The organism is Kineococcus anabasis (assembly GCF_054590795.1).
Window position 1 is genome coordinate 569,704 of record NZ_BAAIHU010000007.1, and the last position, 16,774, is coordinate 586,477.

General features: G+C 74.9%; 12 protein-coding genes. 5 read left to right on the plus strand and 7 right to left on the minus strand.

All coding sequences use genetic code 11. The features are described from left to right. The first annotated feature begins 42 nt into the window (after positions 1-42). Positions 43-1,899: an ABC transporter ATP-binding protein gene (locus ACYQBY_RS13470; protein WP_459644358.1), complete on the plus strand. Its 1,857-nt coding sequence runs from the start codon at positions 43-45 to the stop codon at positions 1,897-1,899. A 13-nt stretch (positions 1,900-1,912) separates the two neighbouring features. Here ACYQBY_RS13470 and ACYQBY_RS13475 read toward each other — a convergent pair whose 3' ends face one another. After that, on the minus strand, positions 1,913-4,102 hold the full coding sequence (locus ACYQBY_RS13475) for a glycoside hydrolase family 3 protein (RefSeq protein WP_459644359.1): 2,190 nt from the start codon (positions 4,100-4,102) through the stop codon (positions 1,913-1,915). A 173-nt stretch (positions 4,103-4,275) separates the two neighbouring features. Here ACYQBY_RS13475 and ACYQBY_RS13480 point away from each other — a divergent pair, with 173 nt between their 5' ends. After that, positions 4,276-4,404: a hypothetical protein gene (locus ACYQBY_RS13480; protein WP_459644360.1), complete on the plus strand. Its 129-nt coding sequence runs from the start codon at positions 4,276-4,278 to the stop codon at positions 4,402-4,404. Next, positions 4,401-5,087 (plus strand): hypothetical protein, encoded by a 687-nt coding sequence (locus ACYQBY_RS13485; protein WP_459644361.1) that lies wholly within the window; start codon positions 4,401-4,403, stop codon positions 5,085-5,087. Before ACYQBY_RS13480 ends, ACYQBY_RS13485 begins: the two co-directional genes overlap by 4 nt. A gap of 18 nt (positions 5,088-5,105) precedes the next feature. On the opposite strand, the gene ACYQBY_RS13490 is transcribed toward ACYQBY_RS13485, so the two are convergent. The 5 genes from ACYQBY_RS13490 to ACYQBY_RS13510 form a co-directional block, all read right to left on the minus strand. Further along, a complete protein-coding gene (locus tag ACYQBY_RS13490; RefSeq protein WP_459644362.1) occupies positions 5,106-6,419 on the minus strand; it encodes an endo-1,4-beta-xylanase in 1,314 nt (437 codons plus the stop codon). A gap of 114 nt (positions 6,420-6,533) precedes the next feature. Further along, on the minus strand, positions 6,534-8,963 hold the full coding sequence (locus tag ACYQBY_RS13495) for a beta-xylosidase/alpha-l-arabinosidase (RefSeq protein WP_459644404.1): 2,430 nt from the start codon (positions 8,961-8,963) through the stop codon (positions 6,534-6,536). Positions 8,964-9,100: 137 nt separating this feature from the next. After that, positions 9,101-9,982 (minus strand): carbohydrate ABC transporter permease, encoded by an 882-nt coding sequence (locus ACYQBY_RS13500; protein WP_459644363.1) that lies wholly within the window; start codon positions 9,980-9,982, stop codon positions 9,101-9,103. Then, positions 9,982-11,007, minus strand: a complete 1,026-nt coding sequence (locus ACYQBY_RS13505; protein ID WP_459644364.1) for a carbohydrate ABC transporter permease — start codon at positions 11,005-11,007, stop codon at positions 9,982-9,984. Before ACYQBY_RS13505 ends, ACYQBY_RS13500 begins: the two co-directional genes overlap by 1 nt. Positions 11,008-11,017: 10 nt before the next feature. Beyond that, the gene (locus ACYQBY_RS13510) at positions 11,018-12,322 is read right to left on the minus strand and encodes an extracellular solute-binding protein (protein WP_459644365.1); all 1,305 of its coding nucleotides are present in this window, start codon (positions 12,320-12,322) and stop codon (positions 11,018-11,020) included. Positions 12,323-12,507: 185 nt separating this feature from the next. Between ACYQBY_RS13510 and ACYQBY_RS13515 the strand changes: the two genes are divergently transcribed. Then, positions 12,508-13,563 (plus strand): LacI family DNA-binding transcriptional regulator, encoded by a 1,056-nt coding sequence (locus ACYQBY_RS13515; RefSeq protein ID WP_459644366.1) that lies wholly within the window; start codon positions 12,508-12,510, stop codon positions 13,561-13,563. 87 nt (positions 13,564-13,650) lie between these two features. Beyond that, the gene (locus ACYQBY_RS13520; RefSeq protein ID WP_459644367.1) at positions 13,651-14,733 is read left to right on the plus strand and encodes a hypothetical protein; all 1,083 of its coding nucleotides are present in this window, start codon (positions 13,651-13,653) and stop codon (positions 14,731-14,733) included. Between the two features lie 22 nt (positions 14,734-14,755). On the opposite strand, the gene ACYQBY_RS13525 is transcribed toward ACYQBY_RS13520, so the two are convergent. Further along, the gene (locus ACYQBY_RS13525; protein WP_459644368.1) at positions 14,756-16,630 is read right to left on the minus strand and encodes a glycoside hydrolase family 2 protein; all 1,875 of its coding nucleotides are present in this window, start codon (positions 16,628-16,630) and stop codon (positions 14,756-14,758) included. Between the last annotated feature and the right edge of the window lie 144 nt (positions 16,631-16,774).

A 16,774-nucleotide genomic window follows, 5' to 3' on the forward strand; every position in this document is an offset into this window, starting at 1 on the left:
CGCCGGGGGATCCTGGGGCGGACCGGGCCGCCCCGTGGTGGGGTGGGCCCGACGACCCGTTCCCGAGGAGCAGCCACGTTCGACCTCGCACCCGCGACCGGCCGGGGCGGCGGCCCGCGCCGCAGCGACCCCGCCGACCGCGCCCAGCTCGCCCGCTCCCCCGTCTCCCTGCGCCGGGTCGCGGCCCTGTTCGCCCCGCACCGCGCGCGCCTGGGCGTCGTCGTCGCCCTCATCGTCGCCTCCTCGGCGGCGGCGCTGGCCTCGCCGTTCCTCGTCCGCCTCGTCATCGACGAGGCCCTGCCCCGCCAGGACGTGCGCCTGCTCGTGCTGGCCGTGGGCGGGATGGTCGCCGTGGCCGCCGTCACCGCGCTGCTCGGCCTGGTGCAGACGTGGCTGTCCACCACGATCGGCCAGGAGGTCATGCACGCGCTGCGCACCTCGCTGTTCGTGCACCTGCAGCGGCAGTCGCTGTCCTTCTTCACCCGCACCCGCGGCGGGGAGGTGCAGTCCCGGCTCACCCACGACATCGGCGCGATGCAGTCGGTCGTCACGTCCACCGCGACGTCCCTGGCGGCCAACGCCACGACCGTCGTGGGCACCGCGGTGGCGATGGTGGTGCTGGACTGGCGGCTGTCGCTGCTCTCGCTGCTCGTCGTGCCGCCCGCCGCGTGGCTGACCCGGCGGGTCGCGCTGCGCCGGCGGGAGGTGACCGCGGCGCGGCAGCGGCGGATGGCGGACCTGCAGACGCAGGTGGAGGAGGGCCTGTCGGTCAGCGCCGTGCGCCTGGCCAAGACCCTCGGCAGCGGCCCGGCCCGCTCGGCCCGCTTCGCCGAGACCTCCGCGGACCTGGCGGCGCTGGAGGTGCGGGCGCAGCTCGCGGGGCGCTGGCGGCTGGCCACGATGAACGTCGTCTTCGCGGCGATCCCGGCGCTGCTGTACCTGGCCGCGGGGCTGCCCGCCACCTCCGGCGACATCACCATCGGCACCCTCGTGGCGTTCACCACCCTGCAGGCGGCGCTGTTCCGGCCGCTCATGGGCCTGTTCGACGCCGGGGTGCAGATCACCGCCTCGATGGCCCTCTTCAGCCGGGTGTTCGAGTACCTGGACCTGCCCGTGGAGATCGACGACCCGCCGCACCCGGTCCTCCTCGACCCGGCGCGGGTGCGCGGGGAGGTGCGCCTGGAGGGCGTGGGGCTCACCTACCCCGGCAGCGACCGGCCCGCGCTGCGCGACGTGGACCTCACCGTCCCGGCCGGCACGGTGCTGGCGCTGGTCGGGGAGACCGGCTCGGGCAAGAGCACCCTGGCCTCGCTGCTGCCGCGGCTGCACGACCCGACCAGCGGGCGGGTGACGGTCGACGGGGTGGACCTGCGGGAGCTGAGCCTGGACACCCTCTCCCGCATCGTGGGCGTGGTGTCGCAGGAGACGTACCTGCTGCACGCGAGCGTGCGGGAGAACCTGCGGCACGCCCGGCCCGGCGCGGGCGACGAGGAGCTGGAGTCGGCCGCCCGCCGCGCCCGCATCCACCACGTCCTGCAGGCGCTGCCGGAGGGCTACGACACGGTCGTGGGCGCGCGGGGACACCGCTTCTCGGGCGGTGAGCAGCAGCGCCTGGCCATCGCGCGCACCCTGCTGCGGGACCCGCGGGTGCTGGTGCTGGACGAGGCGACGAGCGCGCTGGACAACGAGACGGAGCAGGCGGTGCAGGCCGCGCTCGACGAGGCCGCCCGCGGGCGCACGACGATCACCATCGCCCACCGGCTCTCCACGGTGCGCGGGGCCGACGCGATCGCCGTGCTGGAGGCCGGGCGGGTCGTGGAGGTGGGCACCCACGAGGAGCTGCTGGCCCGGGGCGGGCGCTACGCGCGCTTCCTCCGCAGCGGCGAGCGGCGGGCGTGAGGCGGGCCCGCCCTCAGCCCACCGCCACCTGCACCCGCACCGCGGCGGGGTCGTGCGCGTGCGCGCCGACGTGCAGCTCCACGGGCTCCTGCGGCAGGTCGAGGTCGCGCCGCTGCGGGTTCCAGCGGCCCAGCGGGCGCAGCGACACCGGGACCTCCACCTGCACCGCCTCCCCGGCGGGCACCGCCACGGAGCGGAACCCGGCCAGGGCGAGCTCCCCGGCGCGCTCGCCGTCGGTGCGCGCGGCGTAGACCTGCACGACGTGCCGGCCGTCGCGGGCACCGGTGTTGCGCACGGTCGCGCTCACCCGCACCCCCTCGCCCTCCGGTGCCGCGGAGACGCCGGAGATCTCGAAGCTCGTGTAGGACAGCCCGAACCCGTGGGGGTGGGCGGCCTCGACCCCGAGGTGGTCCAGCAGCCGCTGGCCGTGGAGGCGGTCGTAGGTGACGGCGCGCGCGTCGCGGTCGAAGGGCGGCAGGTGCTCCGCGGAGGTGGGCACCGAGAACGGCAGGCGGCCGGAGGCGTCCACCGCGCCGGTGAGGACGTCGGCGAGGGCGTGGCCGCCCTCCATCCCGGAGTACCAGGCCATCAGGACGGCGGGGACGCGGTGCCGCCAGTTCTCGGTGAGCACGGCCCCGGCGGCGACGACGGCCACGACGGTGCGGGGGTTGGCGGCGGCCACCGCGAGGACGATCTCCTCGTCGACCGCCCGCAGCTCCAGGCTCGCGCGGTCCCCGCCGGGGGCGTCGGAGCCGACGATGGAGGTCTCGGAGTGCCCGCCGCCGAACAGCTGCTCCGGGCCGGTCCAGTCCGGCGCCGGGGGGTAGAGCGCGAGGAGGGCGGGGTCGGCGAAGGCGTCGGAGCCGACGTACTCGCCCTCGTCGCGGGCGGTGTAGCCGGCGACGACGAGCGCCACGTCGGCGGCGGCCGCGGCGGCAGCGGCGGCGGCCGGGTCGTCGGCCTCCACGACGGTGACCTCGGCACCGGGGAAGGCGGCGCGGATGCCCTCGGCGGCGGTGACGACGTGGGGTGCGCGCACGTGGGAGGAACCGAGGTCGCCGGTGTTGGCGAGGGTGGCAAGCCGGCCGATGACGGCGATGCTGCGCACGGCGGCGGGGTCCAGGGGCAGGACGGGCACGCCCTCGACGGGTTCGTTGCGCAGCAGAACCATCGAGCGGGCCGCGACCTCCCGGGCCAGCGCCGTGTGCTCGGCGCAGGCGACGACCTCGGGGCCGGGCGCCCCGGCGGACAGCCCCGCGCGGTGGCGGAGCTGGGTGGCGAGGATGCGCACCCCCGCGCGCTCCACGTCCGCCCAGGACGCGCGCCCGGCGGCGAGGTCGCCGGGCAGGTGCTGCGCGCGCTGCTGGCGCAGCGGTTCCTCGACGTCGAGCCCGGCGGCGAGGGAGGCCGTGGCGTCGCGAAGGCCCCAGATGAAGTCGGAGACGGTGACGCCCTCGAAACCCCACATCTCCCGCAGGACCTCGGTGAGCAGGTACCGGTTCTGCCCGGCCCACTCACCGTTGACGGAGTTGTAGGCGGACATGACCGCCTGCGCGCCCTCCTCGAGCGTGCGGCGGAAGTGCGGCAGGTACACCTCGTGCAGGACGTCCTCGGCGACGGTGACGTCGACCGTGAAGCGGGCGTTCTCCATGGAGTTCAGGGCGTAGTGCTTCACGCAGGCCATCGCGTTCTCCTGCACCCCGCGCACCAGGGCGGCGCCGAGCTCCCCGAGGTGGTGCGGGTCGTCGCCGTAGGTCTCCTGGATGCGGCCCCAGGCGGGGTGGCGGGGCAGGTTGATGCAGACGCCGCCGAAGAAGTTGCCGCCCTGGGCGCGCAGCTCGCGGCCGATGGCGCGGCCGACGCGCTCCTCCAGCTCCACGTCCCAGGTGGCGCCTCGGGCCATGGAGACGGGGAAGGCGGTGGACCTGCCGGCGACGACGCCGCGGGGCCCGTCGACGAACCTCGTGCCGGGGATGCCGAGGCGGCCCACGGCGCCGTGCACGTAGGGGGTGAGGTTGTAGCCCTCGCGGATCATCCGGTCCATGCCCGGCCAGAAGTCCTCGTCGCCGTCGAGGAGCCACAGGCGCTCGTCGTCGGTGAGCTGCCCGTACAGGGCGCGCGCCTGCTCGCCGGGGTCGGCGCCGGCGCGGACGGCGCTCACGGCGGTGTCGAATGCGGTCTGCTCGAGAGCGGGCGAGGTCATCGGTGTCCTCCGGCGGTCGGCGGCAAGGGTGCTGACACGTGTCAGCATACGTCGCCGGCGGAGGGCGGGGAGGACGACGGGCGCGGACGCCACCCACCACCGCGAACCCCGTGCCGCACCCCGCGGTCCGGCGGCAGACTGCCCCCGGCGGGACCTGAGCGGAGGCGGCGCGGATGACGGGGACGGCGGACGTGGGCGGCAGCCGGGTGGCCGGCGACGGCGCGGAGGCAGCGGGCGGCGGGCCCGCCGGGACCTGCGTCACCGGCAGCGCGGTCGCGATGCCTGACGCGGCGGCGCGGTGAGCGCGGGCGGGCGGGCGGTGGACCCGCGGCTGCGGACCGCGGTCGACGCCTCGATCGGCTGGTACGAGGACCTGTGCGCCCTGCACGGGGTGGGTTCCACGCTGAGCGAGGGGTTGTGGAGCTCCCTGACGCCGCCGCCCCCGCTGCACTCCGACGCCGTGACCGTCGAGCCGGGGGTGACGGCGGAGCAGGTGGCCGGGCGGCTCGCGGGGCGCACGCACGCCGGCGTCAAGGACGGCTTCGCGACCCTGGACCTGCGCGGGGCGGGCATGCGGGTGCTGTTCTCCGCCACGTGGCTGCACCGGCCACCCGCGGCCGGTGCACCCGGGGTCTGGGAACCCGTCCGGACGCCGGAGGCGCTCGCGCGGTGGACCGCCCGGCACGACACCACCGCGGTGCTGCTCCCCGGCCTGCTGCGGCGTGGGCACGTCACGGTCCTGGCCCGCTACGAGGACCGGCGCCCCGTGGCGGGGGCGGTGGCCCGGCTCGGCGGCGGCGCCGTGGACGTGTCGAACGTCTGGGCGGCACCGGGCCACGAGGTGGGGTGGGCCGGGCTCGCCGCCGCGGTCGGCGCCCTCCTGCCGGGCCGTCCCCTCGTCGGCTACGAGCGGGGCGAGGAACTGCAGGCGGCCCTCGCCGGGGGTTTCGAACCGGTCGGCGAGCTGCGCGTGTGGGTGCGCTGACCCGGCCCGTCCCCCGCCCTACCCCGCGGCGGGCTCCAGCCGCACGGTGGTCCCGCCGGCCGCGGCCGCGCCGAGGGTGAACCCGGCCGAGCCCTGCGGCGCCGACACCTCGTACTCCCCCGCGAACCCCGCCACCGGCAGGCGGCCGGCCCCGTCGGTGCGGACGGTCGTCGGCGCCAGCCACCACTCGCCCTTGACGAGGTTCCGCAGCGCCTCGTACGACGGCTTGGCGGTGCCGTCGGCGCGGACCAGCCCGCCGGGGGCGCCGAGCCACGCGCCGGCGTCGGAGAGCCCCCAGTAGGTGGCGGCCTCGACGGCCGGGTGCGACAGCAGCGTGCGGTAGTGCCGCTCCACCTCCTGCGCCTGTCGCGCCTCGCCCTCGGGGGTGGAGGGCCAGGAGGGGATCTGGTAGTCGTTCAGGTCCTCGATCTCCGGCGGCATGAGGTGCCCGGACAGCAGCGTCGTCTCGGTGAGGTGCAGGGGCAGCCCGAAGCGCGCGAAGCGCTCCAGCACGGAGAGGGTCTTCTCCTCGCCCCACCACCCCTGGTGCATGTGGCTCTGCAGGCCGAGGGCGTCGATGCGGATGCCCGCCTCGAGGCAGTCCTCGACGAGCCGCTCGTAGTCGGCGGACATGTCGAAGTCGTTGAGCAGCAGCGTCGCGCCCGGGTTGGCCTCGCGGGCGGCGTCGAACGTGGCGCGGACGATGCCGACCCGGCCGAGGTCCCGAGCGATGCGGGTGATGCCGTTGTCGTACTTGTCGAACACCGGCATGATCACGACTTCGTTGATGACGTCCCACGTGTCGACGACGCCGGCGAACCCGGTGACCTCCCGGCGGATGCGGTCGAGCTGGACGGCGAGGACCTCCTCGTTCGGCAGCTCCAGCAGCCAGTCCGCGGTGACGGTGTGCCAGGCCAGGGGGTGGCCCTTGACGGTGCAGCCGCGCTCGGCGAACCAGCGCGCGGTGCGCAGCAGCCGCTCGGTGTCCGGCTTCCCGCGGACCGGCTCGAACCGGCCCCAGTAGAACGGCAGGGTCGCGAAGTTGAAGACGTCGAACCACTTCTCCGCCAGCGCCTCGTCGCCCGCGACCTCGGCGCCGAACGGCTCGGGCGCCGCGCCGGCCGGCAGCTCGCCGTTGGCCAGGGGGATGAACTCGAAACCGATGCAGCCGAACCCGAAGGCGTGCCGGCGCTGGGCGACGGTGACGTCCGCGCCGGCCAGGGGCCGGCCGTCGGGGCCGAGGACGGTGACGTCCGCCTCCACGACGCGGTGCCGCAGGGCGGCGTCGGAGGCGGCGGGGGTGCGCGCGCCGGGCGCGGTGGTGCTGGACACGGGCTCGTCCTCCGAGGGGTTGGGTCCGCTCCCGGCGCCGCCGCGTGGTTCGCGGCGCCGGGAGCGGGATCGTGGGGTGGGCCGGAGGGGTTCCGGCCCACCGGGGCCCGCGGGCTACGCGGGCAGGGGCGCGCCCACCGTCGCGCACACCAGGCGGGGGTCGGCCGTGGTGACCTCGTGGACCGCGCCGGCGAGCTCGACGAGCGCGCGGGGGGTGGCGGAGCCGGGGACGACCCGCCGCCGGACCTGCTTCTCGCTGACGATCGCCCCGCCGGTGCTGTCCTGCGCCGACGTGTCCGCCGCCGGTGCCTGCGCGGCCGCGGCCTCCGCGTGCGCGCCGACCCACACCTCCACGTCGCCCGGCTCGACGATCCTGACCATCCGCCGGTCGCTGAACGCGAACCGGGTGGTGGGCACGCCGAACGTCACCCGGCGGGACTCCCCCGCCTGCAGCGCGAGGCGGGTGTAGCCGAGGAGCTGCACCGTGGGGCGGGTCACGCTGCCGTGCACGTCGCGCCCGTAGAGCTGCACCACGTCCGTCCCGGCGACCGTCCCGGTGTTGGTGACCGTCACCGCCGCGGTGAAGATCCCGCCGGTGGCGGCGATCTCATCCACCTCCAGGTCGGAGTAGGCGAACGTGGTGTACGACAGGCCGAAACCGAAGGGACGCAGCGGCGTGGAGTCGGTGGCGGTCACGTCGGAGGGCCCGCCCAGCAGCGGGTGCAGGTAGGAGAACGGCTGCGCGCCCGTCGAGCGCGGCATCGACACCGGCAGGCGCCCGGAGGGGTTGACCGTCCCGGTCAGGACGTCCGCGACCGCCGGGCCGCCGCCCTCGCCGGGGAAGAAGGCCTGCACGACGGCGCCAGGCCGGGGGCCGGGCCCGTCGAGCGCCCAGTCCAGGGCGTAGGGGCGGCCGGTGAGCAGCACCACGACCACGGGGGTGCCGGTGGCGACGACCGCCTCGACGAGCCGGCGCTGCACGCCGGGCAGCTCCAGGGACTCGCGGTCGTTGCCCTCCCCGACGGTGCCGCGCCCGAACAGGCCGGCCTGGTCGCCGACGACGACGACCGCCACCTCGCACTCCCGCGCCGCGGCGACGGCCTCGGCGATGCCGGAGGTGTCCTCGCCCTCGACCGCGCAGCCCTCGACGTGCACGAGGTCCGGGGCCGGCAGGCCCGCGGCGGCGAACGCGGGGGCCAGCGACTCCAGCACGGTGGGGATCTCGAAACCCAGCGGGTGGTCGGGGTGGTGCGCCAGCACGTGGTTGGCGAAGGAGTAGCAGCCCTGCAGGGCCTCGGGCCGGTGCGCGTTCGGCCCGATCACGGCGACGCGCCGCGGCGGGCGCGCCCAGCCGGACAGCGGCAGCACACCGTCGTTGCCGAGCAGCACGACCGACTCCTCGGCGAGGCGGCGGGCCAGCTCCCGGTGCCGCGGGGAGTCCAGGTCGACGTCCGCGGGCGGGGAGTCCTCGAAGGCACCGGGGTCGAGCAGCCCCAGCTCCTCCTTCTGCCGCAGGGCGCGCAGCACCGCGCGGTCCACGTAGGCCTCGTCGAACGCGCCGGCCCGGATGCGCTTGGCCAGCGGGTCGAGGTACGCGTCGCCGCTGGGCAGCTCGACGTCGATCCCGGCCTCCAGGGCCAGGGCCGCGGCCTCCCCGCGGTCGCGGGCGACGCCGTGCATGACCTCCAGGAACGCGACGGCGAAGTAGTCGGCCACGACGACGCCCTCGAAGCCGAGCCGCTCGCGCAGGACGCCGGTGAGGTACTCCGGGCTGGCCGCCATCGGCACGCCGTCGATCTCGTTGTACGCGTTCATGACGGACTTCGCGCCGCCGTCCAGGAGCGCCATCTCGAAGGGCGGCAGCAGCACGTCGGCGATCTCGCGGGGGCCGGCGGAGACGGGGGCGTGGTTGCGGCCGGACTTGGAGGCGGAGTAGCCGAGGAAGTGCTTGAGGGTGGCGTGGACCCCTGCCTGCTGCAGGCCGCGCACGTAGGCGGTGCCGACGGTGCCCACGAGGTAGGGGTCCTCGCCGATGCACTCGTCGACGCGGCCCCAGCGCGGGTCGCGGATCACGTCGAGCACCGGCGCCAGGCCCTGGTGGACGCCCAGCAGCCGCATCGAGGCGCCGATGACGGCGCCCATCTCGTGGACGAGGTCGGGGTCGAAGGACGCGCCCCAGGCCAGCGGCGTGGGGAAGGTCGCGGCCTTCCACGCGGCCAGGCCGGTGAGGCACTCCTCGTGCACGAGGGCGGGGACGCCGAGGCGGGTGTCGCGCTTGAGGCGGCGCTGCTCCGCCCAGAGCCACGCGGCGCGCTCGGCCGGCTCCACGGGGCGGGTGCCGTACACGCGGGTGTAGTGGCCGATGCCGTGGCGGGTGATCTCGGCGAGGGCGCCGCCGTCGCGCTGCCCGGCGGTCATCTCCCCCTGCATGGGGGCCACCACGTTCCCGCCCTGGTCGAGCCAGTACCCCGTGAGCTGCGCGAGCTTCTCCTCCAAGGTCATCCGCGCGTGCAGGGCACGCACGCGGTCCGACACCCGGGGCATCGCCACGAGGTCGACGGGGTTCTCGGTCACGGGTCTGACTCCTCGGTGTGGCACGGGGGGTGACACTGGTTCGTGGAGGTGGCCCCGCAGCGCTGCGAGCGTGCGGGGCCACCGGGTGGAGCGGGAGGTGCGGGGCGTCAGCCCTTGACGGCGCCCGTGAGGCCGCCGACGATGCGGCGCTCGAACAGCGAGAAGAACACCAGCGCCGGGATCATCGACAGCGACGTGAAGGCCAGCACCCGCGCCGTGTCGACGGAGTACTGCGAGGAGAACGCCTGCACGCCCAGGGGCAGCGTGTAGGAGGTCTCGTCGTTGAGGATGAACAGCGGCAGCATGTAGCCGTTCCAGCTCGCGATGAACGCGAGGATGCCGGTGGTCACGACACCCGGGACGGACAGCGGGACCACCATCCGGAAGAAGAACCCGAGCCGGCTGGCGCCGTCGATGGCGGCGGCCTCCTCCAGCTCGTCGGGGATGGCCCGCAGGAACGGTACCAGGATGATGATCGTCACCGGCAGGGCGAACGCGATCTGCGGGAGGATGATCCCCGGCAGGGTGTTCATGAGCCCGAGGTTCCGCACGAGGATGTACAGCGGCGTGATGGCCACCGTCATCGGGAACATGAGGCCCGCCGCGAACAGCGAGTACATCGCACCCCGCGCGGAGAACTTGTACCGGGCGATGACGAACGCCGCCATCAGGCCCAGGACGACCACGCCGACGGTGGTGGCGAGGGCCGTGATCGTCGAGTTGAGGACCTGCTGCCAGAAGATCGAGCTGGTCAGCACGCCGACGTAGTTCCCGCCCACCCACGGGCTGGGCAGGCCGGCCGGGTCCAGCGTGATCTGCGAGTTCGTCCGGAACCCGCCGATGATGATGTACAGGACCGGGCCGATGCAGACGCCGACGAACGCGTACGCGACGAGGTAGGTCGCCAGTCCGGCCCGGCCGAGACCCGAGTTCTGCTTCGGCCTGCGCCGCGGTCCCGCGACCGGGAGCCGCACGGTGCTCGCAGCCATCACTTCTTCCCCTCGGTGAGGGCACCCTCGGTGTCGCGCCGGAGCACGAACCGCTGGTACGTCAGGGCGATCACGAGCGAGATCAGGAAGAGCACGACCGCGACCGCGTTGCCGTAGCCGTAGTTCCCGGCGAGGCGGCCGGACAGGACCATGTACGTCGCCATCGTCGAGGTCCCCGCCGTGGCGGAGACGTACTGGCCCCAGATGATGTAGACGAGGTCGAACAGCTGCAGCGAGCCGATGATCGACAGGAACGCCCAGATGCGGATGGTCGGCCCGAGCAGCGGGAGCGTGATGCGCCGCTGCGTCTGCCAGTAGGACGCGCCGTCGATGGCGGCGGCCTCGTACAGCTCCTCGGGGATGCTCTGCAGCCCGGCGAGGAAGAGGATGACGGCGAAGCCGAGGTACTTCCACGTGATGATCAGCATGAGCGACCAGATCGCCACGTCCGGGTCGGACAGCCAGTCCACGGTCCAGCCGGAGAGGCCCACCTCGGTCAGCGCGTCGTTGACGGCGCCGGTGGTCTGGAGCATCAGGGCCCAGCCGGTGCCGACGATGACCTCGGCCACCACGTAGGGCACGAAGATGAGGACGCGGATCAGCGAGCGCCCGCGCATCTTCTGGTTGAGGAGCAGGGCGATCGCGACCGCGGCCGGGCCCTGCAGCACGAGCGAGAGGACGACGATGAACCCGTTGTGCACCAGGGCGTCGTGGAAGGCGCCGTCCGTCAGGATCGTGCGGTAGTTGTCCAGGCCGACGAACTCCGTCGGCGGGCCGAAGCCCTTCCAGCGGAAGAAGCCGTAGTACGCCGCCATCAGCACGGGGAAGATGACGAACGCGAGGAAGACCACGATGGCGGGGCCCGCCAGGACCGCGATCTCGAGGCGCTTGCGCCAGTCGGCCCCTCCGCCGCGCCGGGACCGGCGGGCCGGGGACGGCGCCGTGGTGGCGCCGCCCCCGGAGACCGAGGGACCCACAGGCGCGGGCTGGGGGGCCAGCCGGTTCTCGCCCAGGGAGTTGGTCATGTCCGCCCGATCAGCCCTTGGCCGCGGCGGCGCCGACGGACTCGACGATGCCCTCGGGGCTGCCCTTGCCGGCGAGCATCTCGACGACGGCGGCGTTCAGGGCGTTGCCGACGTTCTGGCCGTACAGCGTGTCGAGCCACACCGAGACGTAGGGGGCCTCGTTGTAGGCGGCGAGGATGTCCTTCAGGGCGGGGTCCTCGACCACGGCCTGGGCCTCCTGGCTGGCGGGCAGCGTCTGGAACGCCTCGGCGTACTCCTCCTGCTGCTGCTGGCCGACGATGAAGTTCAGGAACGCGGTGCACTGCTCCTTCGGGGCCTGCGCGGAGCAGCTGTAGCCGTCGACGCCGCCCATCATCGCCTTGGGGTCGCCCTCGCCGCCCTCGACGGCGGGGAAGGGGAACCAGGCCAGGTCCGGCAGCGGCTTCGTGTCCGGGGTGAGGGACGCGATGACGCCGGGGTTCCAGGCGCCCATGAGCTCCGTGGCGGCCTTGCGGTTGGCGACCAGGCCGGCGGAGGAGCCGGCGCCCTGCTGGGCGGCGGTGGTGAGGAAGCCCTCGTTGAACGGCTTGGTGTCGGCGAAGGCCTTGAGGTCCTGACCGGCCTTCGTCCAGCACGGGTCGTCGAACTTCTTGGACTCGGCGGCCGACTCCAGGGTGTCCTGGGAGCAGGCGCGCAGCGCGAAGAAGTAGTACCAGTGGGCGGCGGGCCAGGCGTCCTTGCCGCCGAGCGCGACCGGGGCGACGCCGGTGCCCTTGAGGGCGGTGGCGGCGGCCTCGAGCTCGGCGATGGTCTTCGGCGTCTCGGTGATGCCCGCGGCGCCGTAGAGGTCCTTGCTGTAGAAGAGGCCACCGGGGAGCACGGCGACCGGCATGCCGTAGTTCTTGCCGTCCACGGCGAAGGCACCGAGCACGCCCTCGCCGAGGGCCGTCTTCGCCTCGGCGCTGATGGAGTCGGTGAGGTCGAGGACCTGACCGGCCTCGACGATGTCGGCGAGCTTGCCGCCACCGCGGGCCATGAAGACGTCCGGGGCGTCGCCGGAGTTCAGGGCGGTCTGGAGCTTGCCGTCCATGTCCTCGTTCTGGACGGACTGGATCTTGATCTTGACGCCGGGGTTGGCCTTCTCGAAGTCCGCGGCCGTCTTGTCCCAGTACGCCTTGCCCGGGCCGGTCGTGGAGTTGTGCCAGAACGTCAGGGTGGTGGAGCCGTCCTCCGACGTCCCGCTGCCGCCGTCCGCGCCGCCACAGCCGGAGACCAGGAGCGTCACGCTCGCACCGAGCGACGCGAACACGGCCGCGCCCCGCAGCTTCCTCATCATCGTGGAGTCCCTCTGTCGTCATCGACCTGGAGCCAGGTGCCTGGATCTGGTGTCAGGTGCCTGTCCGGCGCCTGTCCCGACGACTGTGCGGCTTCCGGAAGTTTTTCGTCAAGTCCTTTCGATAACGTTTTCGCACTTCCCTCGAACGGCCCCTGCGGGCCGGTGGGCGGGGCTAGCATGCGCCGGTGAGCAGCGACGCCCGGGGCCCGGGGACCTCCCCCGCCCCGCTGCCGGAGCGCGTGACGATCTCCGACGTGGCCCGCGTCGCCGGCGTCTCCGTCGCCACGGTCTCCAAGGCGCTCAACAGCCGCTACGGCGTCTCGGCGGCCACCTCCCGGCGCATCGCCGGGGTCGCCGCGGAGCTGGGCTACGAGTCCTCGCTGGTGGCCCGCTCGCTGCGCAGCAGCCGCACCGGCGTCCTCGGCATCCTCGTCTCGGAGTTCGAGCCCTTCTCGGCCGAGCTGCTCAAGGGCGTCTCCGGCGCCGTGGCCGGCCTCGGGTACGAGCTGCTGGCCTACTCCGGGTCGGTGTCCGGGCCGGAGGCGGAGGGCCACGTCGGGTGGGAGCGCCGCTCCCTCTCCCGCCTGGCGGGCACGCTGATCGACGGCGCCGTCCTCGTCACGCCCACCGTCCTCACCCCCGCCACGGGCATCCCCGTGGTGGCCATCGACCCGCACACCGGCCCCACCGGCCCCACCACCGTCGACTGCGACAACGCCGCCGGCGCGCGCGCGGCCACGGGCCACCTGCTCGGCCTCGGGCACCGCCGCATCGCCCACGTGCGGGGCCGCGCGGACCTGGAGTCGGCCCGCCTGCGCGAGCTCGGCTACCGCGAGGCCCTGGCCGCGGCGGGGCTGCCCTTCGACCCCGCCCTGCTGCGCCACGGCGACTACCGGGCCTCGGCGACGACCACCGAGGCGGCGCGGGCGCTGCTGACGCTGCCGGAGCGGCCCACGGCGGTCTTCGCCGCCAACGACCTCTCCGCGATCCGCACCGTCGAGGTCGCCCACGAGCTCGGGCTGCGCGTGCCCGGGGACGTCTCGGTCGTCGGCTTCGACAACATCCCCGAGGCCGCCAACTGCGCGGTGCCCCTGACGACGGTCGCGCAGCCGCTGCGGGAGATGGGCGCCCAGGCGGTGCGGATGCTCGTGGACCTGCTCGACGGCAGGGAGTGCGCCGCGCACGTGCGCATGCCCGCGCGCCTGGTGGTGCGGGCCAGCACCGGCCCGGTGCCCGCCTGAGGGCGGTGCCGCCGTCCGCGTGAGCGACAGGAGGCGCCGCCGCGGCCCCGGTTACGGTGGTCCGGTGCGCGCTGAGGAGCCCCGGCGGTGAGCCGGACGACGAGCCGGAGGGCGACCCCGACGACGAGCGGGGCGACGGGCCGGCTGGGCCGCCTGCGCGAGGCGCTGCGCGTCGACCTGGTCCGCAGCGCCTCGGCGGTGCCGCACCTGACGACGCTCGTGGTCGCGGGCGTGTCCACCGTCCTGCTGACCAGGCTGTTCCTGGCGCTGACGGGCTACCCGCAGATCGGCGGTGAGGGCCTGCACATCGCGCACGTCCTGCCGGGCGGGCTGCTGATGCTCGTGGCCCTGGTGCTCCAGCTCGCCTACATCGGCCCGGGCCCGCGCCCGGTCTCCGCGGTGCTGGGCGGGGCGGGGTTCGGCCTGTTCATCGACGAGGTCGGCAAGTTCGTCACCACCGACAACGACTACTTCTACGAACCCGCCGCGGCGATCATGTACGTGGTGTTCGCGCTGCTCGTCGTGGGCGCCGCCCGCTGGCGCCGGCACCGGCCGCTGGAGGCGGACGAGCGCGTCGCGGGGGCGGCGTTCGCCCTGGTCGACGGCCTGGCGGGGCGCCTGTCGGAGCCGCGCCGGCAGGACGCGCTGCGGCTGCTGGAGGGGGCGCCCGGCTCCCCCGGCGCCGAGGAGATCGCCCGGCTGCTGCGGGCCGTGGAGCCGCGGCCGCTGTCCCTGTCGCACTCGCTGGAGGACCTCTGGGTGCAGGTGCGGCGGCTGTTCGACCGGCTGGCCCTCTCGCGCTGGGCGGTGCCGCTCATGGGGGCGCTGCTGCTGGCGCAGGCCGGCGGCGCCGCGCTCGTGGCCACCGGCCTGTGGCGCGCCGGCGAGGGCGACCGGGTCTCCTTCACCGGGGTCCTGCTCGGCGCGACCCTGTCCTTCCTCCTGGCGCTGGCCGGCCTGCGGCGCTGGCGCCACGAGGGGCGCGCCGCGGCCGTCGCCTCCTTCCAGCGGGCCGTGCTGGTCTCGCTGCTGCTGACGCAGGTGTTCCTCTTCACGGCCTCGCAGTTCGCCGCCACCGCGGGGCTGCTCGTGGACCTGGTGCTCCTGGGGCTGCTGCACGCGGACTCCGAGCGCCTGCGCCGCAGCGCGAGCGGGCCCGCTCCCGCCTGAGCGCCGGCCCGCCGCGCCGGGATCACGCCCCCTGCGGCGCCCGCCCCGCGGCGGTGTCCCCGGTCCCGGCGGCCTCCTCGATCGCGGCGGGGCGCAGCTGGGCGGCCCGCACCCGCTCCACGTCCAGCTTCTCGCTCCGGTCGAAGGAGTAGATGCCGTTCTGCTCCTGGAAGGTGTCGGTGAGCTGGGTGTAGCAGTAGCCGAACATCAGCGGGTCGGACAGCAGCACGCCGGTGAGGCCGGCGAAGCGCTCGTGGAACTCCTCCTCGCTCGCCGGGGCCCGCCCGTAGCCCCACGAGGCGTCGGCACCCCGGTCGCCGGTCGGGTGCCCGCCGGGACGCCACCAGATCCCGCCGAACTCGCTGCAGAACCACGGCTGCCCGGAGTACGGCACGGACCACTCCTCGCCCTCGGGGCCGCGGTTGGTGTGCGGGGTGCCGGAGACCAGGCCCCCCACCTCGGCGGCGAAGAGGGCCGGGTCCTGCTCGTACAGGTGGGAGTCCCACACGTCCGACTCGGCCACCCGGTGGGAGTAGCCGGAGGCGTCGAGCACGGGGCGGGAGGTGTCCGCCGCCTTGGTCGCCAGGAACATCGCCCGCGTCACGTCGTCGAGCACGGTGATGCGGTCGGTGATGCGCTGGTACGTCTCGTTGAGCGGGCACCAGCCGACGATGCTGGGGTGGGAGTGGTCGCGCTCCAGGGCCTCCAGCCACTGGGTGACGAAGGACGCGGTCGGGCGCTGGAACTCCCGGTCCACGACCGTGCCGCGCTCGGCGGCGCCCCAGTCGCCGAACTCGCCCCACACCAGGAAGCCGAGGCGGTCGGCGTGGAAGAGGAAGCGCTCCTCGAAGACCTTCTGGTGCAGGCGGGCGCCGTTGAAGCCGGCCCGCTGGGCCAGCTCGATGTCGCGGACGAGCGCGGCGTCGTCGGGCGCGGTCATCAGGCCGTCGGGGTAGAGGCCCTGGTCCAGGACGAGCCGCTGGAACACCGGGCGGCCGTTGAGGAGGACGGCCTTGCCGTCGATGCCCACCGAGCGGAGCCCGGCGTAGGAGCCGAGGGCGTCGAGGACCTCGCCGCCGGGGCCGACGAGCTCGACGCGCAGGCCGTACAGGTGCGGGTCCTCCGGGGACCAGGTCCGCACGCGGTCGGCGGGGACGGGCAGGACGAGGCGCGGGGCGAGGTCGAGGTCGGCGCGCACGGAGGCCGCGGCCACCTCCCCCGCGGTGTCGGTGAGCACCGCCCGCACGGTCCACCCCTCCCGGCCGCCGGGCAGGCCGGCCGGGTCCCGCCGCAGCGGCTGCTCCAGGTGGAAGGCGGCCCCGGCGAGGTCGGGGGTGACGCGGGTGCGCAGCAGGGAGGTGTCGGGGACGGGCTCGGCCCAGACGGTCTGCCAGATGCCGGTGGTGCGGGTGTAGAAGCACTCGTAGTTCGCGTACCGGGTGGACTGCTTCCCGCGCGCCTGCGGGCCGTGGTGGCTGTCGCGGGCGCGCACGACCACGGTGAGCGTCCCGGTGCGGTGCCCGAGGTCGAGGGTGAAGGGCGTGAACCCGCCGCGGTGCCGGCCCACCTCGACCCCGTCCACCCACACGGTGGCGTCGTGGTCGACGGCCCCGAAGTGCAGGAGCACCCGGCGTCCCGCCCAGGCGGCGGGGACCTCGACCTCGCGGCGGTACCAGACGGCGGCGGTGAAGTCGGTGTCCCCGATGCCGGACAGCTCCGACTCGGGCGCGAACGGAACGGTGATCCGCGAGGCCAGCGGCCGCCCGAGCAGCCCGCGCTCGAGCCCGGAGTCGCCGGCGTCCGCCTCGAACTCCCACTGCCCGTTGAGGCAGAGCCAGTCCGGGCGCGTGGAGGACGGTCGGGGGTGCTCGGGGCGGGGGACGTCGGCGAGGGGCACGGGGCCTCCGGAGGTGGGGGATCGGGGTGCGGGCGCGCGACAGCGGCGCGGCGCTCCTTTGCACCGGTGCAAAGCGATGCTAGCGTCCCATCACCCGACGGCCACCGTCCAGCCCGGGCGGGGACGCCGGGGACCGCGCGGCAC

Excerpts from the sequence above, each read along its gene's own strand:
- ACYQBY_RS13480 (WP_459644360.1), top strand. The coding sequence starts at position 4,276 with ATGACGGGGACGGCGGACGTGGGCGGCAGCCGGGTGGCCGGCGACGGC.
- ACYQBY_RS13505 (WP_459644364.1), bottom strand. The coding sequence starts at position 11,007 with ATGACCAACTCCCTGGGCGAGAACCGGCTGGCCCCCCAGCCCGCGCCT.
- ACYQBY_RS13510 (WP_459644365.1), bottom strand. The coding sequence starts at position 12,322 with ATGATGAGGAAGCTGCGGGGCGCGGCCGTGTTCGCGTCGCTCGGTGCG.
- ACYQBY_RS13500 (WP_459644363.1), bottom strand. The coding sequence starts at position 9,982 with ATGGCTGCGAGCACCGTGCGGCTCCCGGTCGCGGGACCGCGGCGCAGG.
- ACYQBY_RS13495 (WP_459644404.1), bottom strand. The coding sequence starts at position 8,963 with ATGCCCCGGGTGTCGGACCGCGTGCGTGCCCTGCACGCGCGGATGACC.
- ACYQBY_RS13475 (WP_459644359.1), bottom strand. The coding sequence starts at position 4,102 with ATGACCTCGCCCGCTCTCGAGCAGACCGCATTCGACACCGCCGTGAGC.